The organism is Neobacillus sp. PS3-12, from assembly GCF_030915385.1.
Lineage (GTDB): Bacteria > Bacillota > Bacilli > Bacillales > Cytobacillaceae > JAEVLT01.
The window spans coordinates 1651472-1663836 of the sequence record NZ_CP133268.1 but is presented as its reverse complement, the minus strand read 5'-3'; the positions used below and the strand labels follow the sequence as shown (position 1 = coordinate 1663836).

Annotated in this window: 13 protein-coding genes, 1 pseudogene and 2 riboswitches; of the genes and pseudogenes, 13 read left to right on the top strand and 1 reads right to left on the bottom strand. The window is 39.1% G+C overall.

Translation table 11 applies throughout. The annotated features are described in order from the left end of the window. Nucleotides 1-829: 829 nt before the first annotated feature. The 4 genes from RCG17_RS08645 to gcvH all read left to right on the top strand — a co-directional run bounded on the left by RCG17_RS08645 (nt 830) and on the right by gcvH (nt 4934). Nucleotides 830-2005 (top strand): acetyl-CoA C-acetyltransferase, encoded by a 1176-nt coding sequence (locus RCG17_RS08645; protein ID WP_308174775.1) that lies wholly within the window; start codon nt 830-832, stop codon nt 2003-2005. A 26-nt stretch (nt 2006-2031) separates the two neighbouring features. Continuing rightward, complete coding sequence (locus RCG17_RS08640; RefSeq protein WP_308174774.1) at nt 2032-3810, top strand: acyl-CoA dehydrogenase FadE; 1779 nt, start codon at nt 2032-2034, stop codon at nt 3808-3810. A gap of 221 nt (nt 3811-4031) precedes the next feature. Continuing rightward, on the top strand, nt 4032-4388 hold the full coding sequence (locus RCG17_RS08635) for an arsenate reductase family protein (protein WP_308175798.1): 357 nt from the start codon (nt 4032-4034) through the stop codon (nt 4386-4388). 162 nt (nt 4389-4550) lie between these two features. Further along, nucleotides 4551-4934 carry a glycine cleavage system protein GcvH gene (gcvH, locus tag RCG17_RS08630; protein ID WP_308174773.1) on the top strand — a complete coding sequence of 128 codons (384 nt, stop codon included), beginning with the start codon at nt 4551-4553 and terminating at the stop codon, nt 4932-4934. 37 nt (nt 4935-4971) lie between these two features. On the opposite strand, the gene RCG17_RS08625 is transcribed toward gcvH, so the two are convergent. Further along, entirely contained in the window at nt 4972-5379 is a 408-nt protein-coding gene (locus RCG17_RS08625; protein ID WP_308174772.1) for a hypothetical protein, read from the bottom strand. Between the two features lie 264 nt (nt 5380-5643). Between RCG17_RS08625 and RCG17_RS08620 the strand changes: the two genes are divergently transcribed. The 9 genes and pseudogenes from RCG17_RS08620 to RCG17_RS08580 all read left to right on the top strand — a co-directional run bounded on the left by RCG17_RS08620 (nt 5644) and on the right by RCG17_RS08580 (nt 12358). After that, entirely contained in the window at nt 5644-6126 is a 483-nt protein-coding gene (locus tag RCG17_RS08620; protein ID WP_308174771.1) for a DUF2231 domain-containing protein, read from the top strand. A gap of 93 nt (nt 6127-6219) precedes the next feature. Further along, a complete protein-coding gene (locus tag RCG17_RS08615; RefSeq protein WP_308174770.1) occupies nt 6220-6459 on the top strand; it encodes a YusG family protein in 240 nt (79 codons plus the stop codon). 143 nt (nt 6460-6602) lie between these two features. Next, a complete protein-coding gene (locus RCG17_RS08610; protein WP_308174769.1) occupies nt 6603-6959 on the top strand; it encodes a toprim domain-containing protein in 357 nt (118 codons plus the stop codon). A 5-nt stretch (nt 6960-6964) separates the two neighbouring features. Then, on the top strand, nt 6965-7300 hold the full coding sequence (locus RCG17_RS08605) for a thioredoxin family protein (RefSeq protein WP_308174768.1): 336 nt from the start codon (nt 6965-6967) through the stop codon (nt 7298-7300). Nucleotides 7301-7388: 88 nt separating this feature from the next. Further along, a complete protein-coding gene (locus tag RCG17_RS08600) occupies nt 7389-7742 on the top strand; it encodes a hypothetical protein (RefSeq protein ID WP_308174767.1) in 354 nt (117 codons plus the stop codon). A gap of 80 nt (nt 7743-7822) precedes the next feature. Beyond that, nucleotides 7823-7924: riboswitch (SAM riboswitch) on the top strand. Between the two features lie 66 nt (nt 7925-7990). Continuing rightward, nucleotides 7991-9301: an O-acetylhomoserine aminocarboxypropyltransferase/cysteine synthase family protein gene (locus tag RCG17_RS08595; RefSeq protein ID WP_308175797.1), complete on the top strand. Its 1311-nt coding sequence runs from the start codon at nt 7991-7993 to the stop codon at nt 9299-9301. 130 nt (nt 9302-9431) lie between these two features. Beyond that, nucleotides 9432-9536: riboswitch (SAM riboswitch) on the top strand. 134 nt (nt 9537-9670) lie between these two features. Continuing rightward, a pseudogene (locus RCG17_RS08590) lies at nt 9671-10697 on the top strand (methionine ABC transporter ATP-binding protein). Then, a complete protein-coding gene (locus RCG17_RS08585) occupies nt 10690-11361 on the top strand; it encodes a methionine ABC transporter permease (RefSeq protein WP_308174766.1) in 672 nt (223 codons plus the stop codon). Before RCG17_RS08590 ends, RCG17_RS08585 begins: the two are co-directional and overlap by 8 nt. Before the next feature lie 88 nt (nt 11362-11449). Then, a complete protein-coding gene (locus RCG17_RS08580; RefSeq protein ID WP_308174765.1) occupies nt 11450-12358 on the top strand; it encodes a MetQ/NlpA family ABC transporter substrate-binding protein in 909 nt (302 codons plus the stop codon). Nucleotides 12359-12365 lie beyond the last annotated feature (7 nt).

The following is a 12365-nucleotide window of genomic DNA, read 5'->3' as shown; positions in this document are numbered from 1 at the left end:
GGGAGTGCGGAAAAAGGATAAAAGTGTACTGAAAAAAGGGTGAAATGTTCGGATAAAAAGGTAAAGTTTACGGATAAATCAGGGAGTTCGGAAATACTACCGAAAAGTTCGGATATATCGAGGAAAAGTTCGGATAAAAGGTAAAGTTTACGGATAAATCAGGGAGTTCGGAAATACTACCGAAAAGTTCGGATATATCGAGGAAAAGTTCGGATAAAAAGGAAAAGTTACGGATAAATCAAAGAGTTGGAAATACTACCGAAAAGTTCAGATAAATCGAGGAAAAGTTCGGATAAAAAGATGAAGTTTACGGATAAATCAGGGAGTTCGGAAATACTACCAAAAAGTTCGGATATATCGAGAAATGTTCGGATAAAAGGTAAAGTTTACGGATAAATCAGGGAGTTCGGAAATACTACCGAAAAGTTCGGATATATCGAGGAAAAGTTCGGATAAAAAGGAAAAGTTTACGGATAAATCAAAGAGTGCGGAAATACTACCGAAAAGTTCAGATAAATCGAGGAAAAGTTCGGATAAAAAGATGAAGTTTACGGATAAATCAGGGAGTTCGGAAATACTACCGAAAAGTTCGGATATATCGAGAAATGTTCGGATAAAAGGTAAAGTTTACGGATAAATCAAAGAGTTCGGAAATACTACCGAAAAGTTCGGATATATCGAGAAATGTTCGGATAAAAGGTAAAGTTTACGGATAAATCAGGGAGTTCGGAAATACAACCGAAAAGTTCGGATATATCGAGGAAAAGTTCGGATAAACAAGTGAAATTTACGGATAAATTAAGATTGATAGAGAAAGAGAGGGAACGAGATGAGAGAAGCGGTCATTGTTGCGGGTGCAAGAACCCCTGTGGGGAAAGCAAAAAAAGGAACACTTGCTAGCGTTCGACCTGATGATTTAGGGGCACTCGTTGTGAAAGAAACCTTGAAACGGGCAGGAAATTATGAGGGGATTCTAGATGATTTAATTATTGGCTGTGCTATGCCTGAGGCCGAACAGGGAATGAACATGGCCCGAACCATTGGTGCTTTAGCCGGTCTGCCGCATACAGTTCCAGCAATCACCATCAATCGTTACTGTTCTTCAGGTCTTCAATCAATCGCCTATGCTGCACAGGGAATTATCATCGGACAAATTGATACTGCCATAGCGGGCGGGGCTGAATCGATGAGTCTTGTGCCAATGATGGGCCATGTGATTCGTCCAAACGTGAAATTAGCGGAAACTGCGCCGCAATATTATATGAGTATGGGGCATACAGCCGAACAAGTGGCTAAAAAGTATGGTATATCACGGGAAGACCAGGATGCGTTTGCTGTCTCGAGTCATCAAAAGGCTGCTAAAGCCATTCGGGAAGGCAAATTTGTTGATGAAATTGTACCCGTTGATGTAACCATTCGTTCAGTCGGTAATGACAATAAATTAGTCGAAAAAACCATTCAATTTTCCCAAGACGAAGGGGTTCGGCCTGATACGAATTTGCAGACACTCGCAAAACTTCGCCCGGCCTTTTCCATAACAGGCAGTGTAACAGCAGGTAATGCTTCACAAACAAGTGATGGCGCAGCGGCTGTGATGGTCATGGACCGTGAAAAAGCCGAATCACTCGGGCTTAAGCCAATGGCAAAATTCAGGTCGTTTGCAGTTGGAGGAGTTCCACCGGAAATTATGGGAGTCGGTCCGGTTGTAGCGATACCCAAAGCCTTGAAGCTGGCTGGACTGGAAATTTCCGATATTGGCCTATTTGAACTGAATGAAGCTTTTGCTTCGCAGGCCATCCAGGTCATTCGTGAATTAGGGCTTGATGAAGAAAAAGTAAATGTCAATGGTGGGGCGATTGCCCTGGGGCATCCACTTGGCTGTACGGGTACAAAGTTGAGCTTAACGCTTCTCCATGAAATGAAACGCCGCAATGAGCAATTTGGAGTGGTGACGATGTGTATTGGCGGCGGGATGGGTGCTGCCGGCGTCTTTGAATTGTTGTAGATTTCCCTTGATGAGGAGGAAAAATAATGTCAAAGCAAACAGATAAAGTCATAAAAGGCGGCAGCTTTTTGATTGAGGATATTTCCTTTCAGCGAGTGTTTACCCCTGAAGATTATACTGATGAGCAAAAAATGATTGCGAAGGTGACCGAGGATTTTATCGAAAAAGAGGTCATGCCTCAAGTTGAATATATCGAAAATCATGAATTTGATCGTTCAGTAAAACTATTAAAACAAGCTGGGGAACTTGGTTTATTATGTGCCGATGTCCCAGAGGAGTATGGCGGATTAGGGTTGGATAAAATCAGCTCAAGCTTAATTACTGAAAAAATGGCTCGGGCTGGAGGCTTTTCAATCACACACGGGGCACATGTGGGAATTGGCTCATTGCCAATCATCCTATTTGGCAACGAACAGCAAAAGCAAAAGTATTTGCCGGAGCTTGCCAGCGGTGAAAAAATTGCTGCATATGCCTTGACTGAACCAGGATCAGGCTCGGATGCGCTTGGAGCAAGAACAACCGCAAAGCTAAATGCGGACGGTACACATTATCTTTTAAATGGAGAAAAACAGTGGATTACCAACTCTGGATTTGCAGATGTTTTTACCGTTTACGCGAAAATTGATGGTCAACATTTTTCAGCCTTTATTGTGGAACGGGACTTCAAAGGTGTTTCAACAGGGGGAGAAGAAAAGAAAATGGGGCTTAAGGGGTCATCGACTAGAACCTTGATTCTTGAAGATGTACCTGTTCCTGTTGAAAATCTCCTTGGTGAACCTGGAAGGGGTCATGTCATTGCCTTTAACATTTTAAATATCGGCCGTTATAAGCTGGGAGTTGGGGCAGTTGGGGCGGCAAAGCATGCGCTTGGTATCACGATCAAATATGCAAACGGACGCCAGCAATTTAATACACCGATCTCCCAATTTAATTTAACGAAGGAAAAATTCGCAACGATGGCCTCCAAACTATACGCAACAGAAAGCTCTGTTTATCGTACAGTTGGATTATTCGAAGACAGGATGAGCTTGCTTTCCGAAAACGCCAGCATAAAGGAGATTGCAGATGCGATTTCCGAATATGCGATTGAATGTTCATTGAATAAATTTTTTGCTTCCGAGACGCTCGATTATGTAGTCGATGAAGGAGTACAAATTCATGGCGGGTATGGCTATATGAATGAATACGAGATTGAAAGAGCGTATCGCGATTCGCGGATCAATCGAATTTTTGAAGGAACCAATGAAATTAACCGTCTTCTCGTGCCAGGCACCTATATCCGAAAAGCTCTAAAGGGGCAGCTGCCATTATTGCAAAAAGCTCAAAGCCTGCAGGAAGAACTGATGATGCTCATCCCTGAGGAACCGAGTGATGAAGCTTTAGCACAAGAAACCTATCTTGTCAGGAATGCAAAGAAAATTGGTTTGTTGGCATTAGGGCTCGCTGTTCAAAAATACGGCAAAGCTCTCGAACAAGAACAGGAAATATTAGCCAATATCGCTGACATTGTTTCTAACGCCTATGCAATGGAATCTGTTGTTCTACGAACGGAAAAGGCAATTGAAAAGGCTGGATTGGAAAAAAGTAAGCAGAAGCTCCTGTATACGCAGATTTTCTGTCAGGAAGCATTCAATGAAATTGAGCAGCATGCCAAGGAAACGTTAGTAGCGACTGAACAAGGTGATACGTTAAGAATGTTAATCTCGGCACTTCGTAAATTTACCCGCCATACGCCAACCAATGTTATTGCCAAAAAGAGAGAAGCAGCTGATCAACTCATTGCAGCTGAGCGGTTTATGGTTTAAAAACGTGGTCTATGTCATTGAATTGGCTACATCGCTGGTTCAATGACATAGACTTTCTTTTTAAATTTTTTCCTCAATAAAGAAGGAATTCACTCTAAAAAAGTCGAAAGTTTTTTCATATGTGCATTAACGTTTAATTTTCATGATGTTAGGAAATTATTTTTTATTATGATACTATTTCAATGGAGCTCTTGTAATTGGAAATGAAAGTGGTGAAAAGGATGGGGTTAACTTTTTACTGGTATCCCAAATGCGGTACCTGCCGAAAAGCAAAAAAATGGCTGGATGACCATCAGCTTTCCTATCAAGAAATACATATTGTTGAACATCCGCCAACTCGTGTGGAGCTTGAAGATTTCTACCAAAAAAGCGGACTTCCTATAAACAAGTTCTTTAATACCAGCGGTCAAAAATATCGCGAATTGGGCTTAAAGGATAAAGTAAAAACAAGTTCGGAACAAGAACTTCTTGATTTACTGGCAAGTGATGGCATGCTAATCAAAAGACCGATTTTGACTGATGGTGAAAAGGTAACAGTCGGGTTTAATGAAGAGAGCTTCGAAAAAACATGGCTGTAATGCAGCTATCTTAAAATGATTGATAATGTGAAGCTCTTGCTTCAGGGAGTATCCTGCTAGAAGAGTGGATCTTATCGGATGCACTGGTTGTATCATCATTGCTGTTGCAGGTTAGGATACATACAGTGCGAAATAAATATTTTACTAACGGAGGGATTTTGAATGAGTACACCAAAAGATTTACGGTATTCCGAAGAGCATGAGTGGGTAAAAGTAGAAGGTGAGAAAGTAAGAGTTGGGATTACTGAATTTGCTCAGTCAGAACTAGGGGATATCGTTTTTGTTGAGCTTCCTGAAGTTGGCACAGAAGTAACAGCTGATGCACCGTTTGGCAGTGTTGAATCTGTTAAAACTGTTTCAGAACTTTATGCTCCTGTTAGCGGGAAGATTATCGAAGTAAATGAAGATTTAAATGATAGCCCTGAATTTGTAAATGAGTCTCCATACGAAAAGGCCTGGATGATTGTGATTGAGCCTACAGATCTAAGTGAAGTAGATAAACTGTTAACACCAGAACAGTATGAAGAAATGATTAAAGAAGATTAACTCACCTAAGAAAGAACAGCTGCCATGCTGTTCTTTTTTATAGGGCATTGACAAAAATGATCGTCGAATCTAAAAATGCTTTGAATTGATTGCTATCTTTAAATTTGTACAAATTAATATTTACATCCAAACAATTCGCATTAACATTTATTCCATGTGTACTATGTGCAGATTCAAGAACAAAATTGTTAAAAACCGTGTTTCTATACCACTCTAATACATCGTTTTCGTCAAATTTATAAGCGTCATTAACCAACTTTCTTAGAATGATCGCTGCCTTTATATCGACTATGTCATGTTTATTCCGAAACTTGGTGAAACTTCCTGTGAAAAAAGTAAAATTTGTGAAAGTGTTAGGATCAGAAGGTTTGGCTAAAACATTTGGAGGAAGATCCACCAACCAAGATTTTCTATCCGTCCATTTATTAAACTCTCTATTGTTCAAACGCCTTCACCCTTTTTGCGAATAGATTCTAAGCTGATGGTTCAAGGTTTTCCAAAATGAAAAAAATCAATTCCAAATGAGATTATGTTTGTTACAGCTTTCTCATGCATAAAAATTCAATTATGGACGAACGAGACAAGAGAAAACTTCAGGGATATTTCAGAAAAACCAGCTAAAATTATTTTTGTTGCTTAATGTTTAAGAATTTTTTAAAAATACAATGATAATGTTAGTGGTACATGCTGTTTAAAAGGAGTGTCATTTATGTTTCAAGAAGTATTCTCACATATCCATCCGATTATGGTTCATTTTCCAATTGCTATCATCATTATTGCAACCATCTATGACTTTTTGTTAATGATTACGAAAAGAAAGGTATCGCCAAAGCAAGGTTTTTGGCTTTGGGTGCTCGCTTTTTTGAGTGCGTGGATTGCGGTTGGGACAGGCCCTGAGGGAGATGCCAGGGGCAATACCAATGTATTCCATTACCATGAACAATTAGCCGATTTGACCACGATCCTTGCGTTTATCGTGGTAGCAGTAAGACTTTTCTTTATGTACAAAAAGAAAGAGTTCCTCAAATTCTCATTGGCAGTGTATTGTATTCTTTCATTACTATGCACAGTAAGTGTCCTTTCTGTTGGGTATTTCGGCGGGAAAATGGTCTACGACCAGGGCGTTGGCGTAAAAATGAATGGTAAATATGTAAATCCTCCAAAAGCGGGGAAACTTAATGGTAATGATTAATTTAAAGAAAACGTCTTGGATTTAACCAAGACGTTTTCTTTCTTTTCTTTTGGACAAACTATGCAAAAAATCACCAAAGAAAGGCTGAGATGTATGACCTTATCACAAAAGAAAATCGATGTGACCGATCGCGTAGTTGGAAAATTAAAAAACGGGGAAATTCAATTGTATTTAGAAGACTCACCGATTGGAAAAATACAGCTTTCAAACGAAATTAACTACCAGCTGGATCATCATTTTGAAGTCGATCAACAGAAGATTTATCAAAATGTCTCTGTACCGAAAAAGGCGGACCCTAAGTATACTGACTGTGATGATGGCGGTTGGTGTTAAGATCATATTTAATTGAATTCTGAAAATTGAGGCAATCACCTAATGATGTTATAGTAATGTTAAAAGAATTGGACACGTTATTGTCAAAACAGGAATATAATAATTTAGCTCCATCAACTTCATAATTAAATAGGTGATTTTGCATGAACGATGTATTGACAGACAAGGTCATTATTGTCGAGGGTAGGTCTGATAAGAAAAAAGTTGAAACAATAATAAAGGAACCAATCGAAATTATTTGCACGAATGGTACAATCAGCTTGGCTAAGCTCGATGAGTTGGTTGAGATGCTTGAAAATAGACAGGTTTATATTCTTGCTGATGCCGATGAGGCTGGGGAAAAGCTTCGTAAGCATTTTAAAAGAGAATTACCTGAAGCGGAGCATCTATATATCGATAAAATGTACCGAGAAGTAGCAACCGCTCCAAAAAGACATTTGGCTACTGTTCTCTTGAGTGCAAATATTGATGTCCATAAAGAGTATTTAGAGATGAGCTGAAAACAATGATAAAGGAATGGAAAAAGGAAGACCTCGAAACTGAATTCACAAAGCAATCGACAGGTATCGTTTATTTTTATACTCCCTTATGTGGTACATGTCAGCTTGCATCTAAAATGCTTCAGGTTGTAGCAGAAATGATACAAGTAGAGATCGGGAAGATCAATCTGAATTTCTATCCAGACATTGCAATAAAGATGGCAATAGAAAGTGTACCATGCTTGGTTCTTCTAAAAAATGGCCGTGTAGCAGACAGAATTTATGCCTTTCACTCTGTTCCTTTTTTGCTTGAAAAAATAAATCAATTAGAATCGGACATCGACATTTTTTCAAACAACTAACAAAGGAATTGTCGAACGTTTTTAAAAGGAATTTGAAAACCGTTTACGGAATATATGGGTAAAAGCCATATAAACCGGAGTGGTGAAAATGATCGATACGGTTCAAGCTTTCATCCAATCAATAAATGAACGAAAGCATGTCCTGACCTTAATTGAAGACACAGTGTTCGCCATTGAATTTGTGGTGAATGATGAAATAATCTCTCTATTTTTAAAAAAAGGTGAGGTATGCATCTCGGATGAACCTTGCAGCCCCTCCATTAAATTTAGAATTCATGGGGAAAAGGAGAGCGTAAAAGCCTTAATTTCAGGAAGAGAAAAGTTTCGAACTCTTTTAATGAATGGAGACTTGCAATGTTCTGCACCATTCCGAACGATCTTATTACTGGAATCTTTTTTTTACCTCGGAAAAACAGAGAAAAAAATGGCGAAAATTAGCTAAAATCTTATTGACTCGATATGATTAATGGGATAAAATTCTTTTAAATAATAATTTAATCAATTATGACAATTCAATAAATTTTCTTATCAAGAGTGGTGGAGGGACTGGCCCCGTGAAGCCCAGCAACCGGTGAACTGCACGGTGCTAATTCCAGCAGAACATGATGTTCTGAAAGATAAGAAGAGAACCCCCTCTTCTTAGAAAAGGGGGTTTTATTTTTGATTGTCATGATAAAGGAGTGGAGTGTAATGGGAGAAGATCAAAAGAAATACCGTTTTGAAACATTAAGTGTTCACGGAGGTCTGCAGGCTGATCCACTTACAGGTGCCCGTGCTGTTCCAATTTATCAAAACAATGCCTATCAATTTAAAAATACAGAACATGCTGCTAACTTGTTTGGATTAAAGGAACCAGGATACATATATACTCGGATTCATAATCCGACGGTAACTGTATTTGAGGATCGTGTCGCACTGCTTGAAGGCGGTATTGGTGCTTTAGCAACCGCAAGCGGTATGTCGGCCATTATGCTGACCATTTTAAACGTTGCTCAAGCAGGTGATGAAATTGTCGCAGCATCAACCCTTTATGGCGGAACCTATAATTTATTTGCTGTGACTTTCCCTAAATACGGAATCAATGTGAAATTTGTTGACCCGGTTGATCCTGAAAACTTCCGTGAGGCAATCACAGATAAAACAAAAGCAGTATATGCCGAAACGCTTGGGAATCCCGCACTGAACGTATTGGATATTGAAAAAGTGGCTAATATCGCTCACGAAGCAGGAGTTCCATTAATTATTGACAATACATTTGCCACTCCATATTTGTGCCGTCCAATTGAATTTGGTGCAGATATTGTGATTCATTCTGCCACAAAGTGGCTCTTGGGGAATGGGACGACAATGGGCGGAGTCATTGTAGACGGAGGAAACTTTGATTGGAATTCTCCTAAGTTCCCTGGATTTACAGAGCCTGATGCAAGTTATCATGATATTGTTTATGCCAGAGATATCGGTGCTGCTGCGTTTATTATTAAAGCTCGTGTTCAATTGTTGCGCGACCTTGGGCCTGCACTAAGCCCGCAAAGTGCATTCCAATTTACTTTAGGTCTTGAAACTCTTCATGTTAGAATGAAAGAACATGTCGCTAATGCTGAAAAAGTAGTTGGATTTTTAGAGCAGCATCCAGCAGTGGAATGGGTTACCTATCCTGGCCATGAATCACATCCTGACTTTGAATTAGCACAGAAATATCTGCCTAAAGGCGCAGGATCGATCATTATTTTTGGAATTAAGGGCGGCAGAGAAGCTGGTGCCAAGTTGATTGATTCCATTAAATTATGGGCACATGTTGCCAATGTTGGTGATTCAAAAAGTTTAATTATCCATCCAGCCAGTACGACTCATCAGCAATTAGATGAGGAAGGCTTAAAGGCATCTGGTGTATCTGAGGATTTAATACGTTTGTCAATTGGTATTGAAAACGTTGATGACATTATCGATGAACTTGAAGCAGCGATTGAAGCGGCTACAGGTTTAAATTCTTGCGGATGCTAGAGCGTAAATTTTACCATTAAAATTTTCCTAAAATAGCATTGACACCTTTTTTTTTCCATGATACGATTGCACTTGTAATTCAAATTTACCGATTTTAGAAAATTTAAATTAATATAGGATTTACTTGATATGCCTATCAAGAGAGGTGGAGGGATGTGCCCGATGAAGCCCGGCAACCGTCAATTTATTGACATGGTGCCAATTCACACAAAGCGCTTGCTTTGGAAGATGGGAGAGAGGTTTGGTTTAGTCATGCCTTTCTGCCATTGTGCAGAAAGGCTTTTTCTTTTCTACCAAAAGTATGTTTTTAATATACTTCCAAATCCTATAAATATATAAACGCAATCGGGATGAAAAGCGGGTGATTAAATGATTTCAATTAAAAATGTCCAGAAGATCTTTCCTTCTAAACAAGGTCCATTAAAAGCAGTTGATGATGTTAACCTAGAAATAAGTGAAGGAGAAATTTTTGGAGTTATTGGCTATAGTGGTGCAGGAAAAAGTACCTTAATTCGAATGTTAAATGGACTAGAGCTTCCTACACAAGGAACGGTTACAGTTGCTGGCAAGATTGTTTCGAAGATAAAAGGAAGTGAGCTTCGAAAAGCACGTCAGGAAATCAGCATGATATTTCAACACTTTAACTTACTTTGGTCGAGAACGGTTAGCGAAAATATCGCTTTTCCATTGGAGATTGCAGGAGTTAAAGGACCCGAAAGAACAAAAAAGGTAAATGAATTGGTCAAGCTTGTCGGCCTTGAGGGGCGGGAAAATGCCTATCCATCCCAGTTGAGCGGCGGTCAGAAGCAAAGAGTTGGGATTGCCAGAGCACTTGCCAACAATCCAAAGGTATTACTTTGCGACGAAGCTACATCCGCTTTGGACCCGCAAACAACGGATTCCATCTTAGAGTTATTAGTAGACATCAATAAACGATTAGGTTTAACCATTGTGTTGATCACGCATGAAATGCATGTAATCCGAAAAATCTGCCACCGAGTTGCGGTTATGGAAAACGGTCAAATAGTCGAGCTTCGGACCGGTTTTAGATGTCTTTAAAAATCCGAAGAAGCCTATTACAAAACGATTTGTGCAGCAAGTGACAGAACCTGATGATACGAAGGAAACAATCGGTCATTTACTTGAGCGCTATCCTTTCGGGAAAATTGTTCAGCTAACCTTCATTGGTGAATCAGCCGAGCAGCCAGTCATCACCGAACTTATTCGTCACCATGATGTAACGGTAAATATCCTGCAGGGAAAAATTTCTCAAACACAAAATGGTTCATATGGAACACTGTTCATTCATCTTGATGGGGACGAGGAAAAGGTGGACAAAGCCGTAGATTTTATTCGTTCTCAGCATGTTGGAGTGGAGGTTATTACAAATGAATAGTCATCAATACTTCAAAGATATTGATTGGCAGGCCATGTGGGATGCTACTGTTCAAACTTTATATATGACAGGTATTTCTGTTCTTGCCACTTTTATATTAGGAATTTTACTGGGATTATTGTTGTTTCTTACTTCACCAGGAAATATGTGGGAAAATAAGCCGATCAACACAGTTATTGGTGGAGTAGTAAATATTTTTCGATCCATTCCGTTTATTATCTTAATCGTATTATTAATTCCATTCTCCACATTGTTATTTGGAACGATGATTGGAGAACAGGCAGCATTACCGTCCTTAATTATCGGAGCAGCTCCATTTTATGCAAGAATGGTTGAGATTGGATTAAGGGAAATTGATAAAGGGGTTATTGAAGCTGCTAAATCAATGGGAGCGACAACGGCTACGATTATTTGGAAGGTATTGCTTCCGGAATCGATGCCTGCCCTTGTTTCAGGAATTACTGTTACAGCGATTGCCCTTATTGGCTACACAGCAATGGCTGGTGTAATTGGTGCAGGCGGTCTTGGAAACCTTGCCTATCTCGAAGGTTTTCAGCGAAATCAAAACGACGTTACACTCGTCGCAACTGTTATTATTTTAATAATTGTTTTTATTGTTCAGTTTATTGGTGATTTCATCACTTCTAAAATAGATAAAAGATAAAAAGTAAAGCGGAAGCGCCCGTTTAGCGAAGTCCACTAGTCGCTGGGCTGCTTGCGCTGGACAAAAAAAGAAAAGGGGACAAATAGTCATGAAAAGATGGTTAGGTTTAGTTTTAGCTTTATCACTTGCACTAGTATTAGCTGCATGCGGCTCATCATCATCAACAGATAAATCGCAAGGAAGTAAAAAAGAAGTAACATTAACTGTTGGGGCTTCTAACGTTCCACATGCTGAGATTTTAAAGCAGGCACAGTCAATTTTAAAACAAAAAGGTATTAATTTGAAAATCGTTACATTCCAAGATTATATTTTGCCAAACAAAGCGCTTGCTTCAAAGCAATTGGATGCAAACTACTTCCAAACAATTCCTTATTTGAATCAGCAAATGAAGGAAAATGGATATAAATTTGCTAACGCGGGCGGAGTTCATATTGAACCGATTGGTGTTTATTCTAAAAAATATAAGAGCCTGAAAGATCTTCCTGATGGAGCACATATGATCATGAGTAACTCTGTTTCAGATCATCCACGTCTTCTGCTAATGCTTGAGAAGTTAGGCTTGATTAAATTAAAACCAGGAATCGATCCTCAACAATATGATATAAAAGATATTATTGATAATCCGAAGCATTTACAATTTGATGCTAATTACGAAGCCGCTTTATTACCAAAAATCTTTAAAAATGGTGAAGGTGACGCTGTTCTTATTAACTCAAACTATGCAATTGATAATGGTTTAGATCCAATGAAAGATGCCATTGCCCATGAACCAGCTGATGCAAAATCACCTTATGTAAATGTTATAACTGTTCGTCAAGGTGATGAAAACAAACCAGAGATTAAAACACTTGTACAAGTTCTTCAATCCAAACAAATCCAAGACTGGATCACTAAGGAATACAAAGGGGCCGTTTTACCGCTTCTAAATAATATTACAAAAACAGGCGCAAGCCTGTTTTTGTATTCTATGGTGCCGTTTCTCATGTACAATTCATGAGTTCAGG

Coding starts and splice junctions, on each gene's coding strand:
- gcvH (WP_308174773.1), top strand. CDS start 4,551: ATGAGTACACCAAAAGATTTACGGTATTCCGAAGAGCATGAGTGGGTA.
- RCG17_RS08640 (WP_308174774.1), top strand. CDS start 2,032: ATGTCAAAGCAAACAGATAAAGTCATAAAAGGCGGCAGCTTTTTGATT.
- RCG17_RS08580 (WP_308174765.1), top strand. CDS start 11,450: ATGAAAAGATGGTTAGGTTTAGTTTTAGCTTTATCACTTGCACTAGTA.
- RCG17_RS08635 (WP_308175798.1), top strand. CDS start 4,032: ATGGGGTTAACTTTTTACTGGTATCCCAAATGCGGTACCTGCCGAAAA.
- RCG17_RS08585 (WP_308174766.1), top strand. CDS start 10,690: ATGAATAGTCATCAATACTTCAAAGATATTGATTGGCAGGCCATGTGG.
- RCG17_RS08600 (WP_308174767.1), top strand. CDS start 7,389: ATGATCGATACGGTTCAAGCTTTCATCCAATCAATAAATGAACGAAAG.
- RCG17_RS08605 (WP_308174768.1), top strand. CDS start 6,965: ATGATAAAGGAATGGAAAAAGGAAGACCTCGAAACTGAATTCACAAAG.
- RCG17_RS08610 (WP_308174769.1), top strand. CDS start 6,603: ATGAACGATGTATTGACAGACAAGGTCATTATTGTCGAGGGTAGGTCT.
- RCG17_RS08620 (WP_308174771.1), top strand. CDS start 5,644: ATGTTTCAAGAAGTATTCTCACATATCCATCCGATTATGGTTCATTTT.
- RCG17_RS08645 (WP_308174775.1), top strand. CDS start 830: ATGAGAGAAGCGGTCATTGTTGCGGGTGCAAGAACCCCTGTGGGGAAA.
- RCG17_RS08615 (WP_308174770.1), top strand. CDS start 6,220: ATGACCTTATCACAAAAGAAAATCGATGTGACCGATCGCGTAGTTGGA.
- RCG17_RS08595 (WP_308175797.1), top strand. CDS start 7,991: ATGGGAGAAGATCAAAAGAAATACCGTTTTGAAACATTAAGTGTTCAC.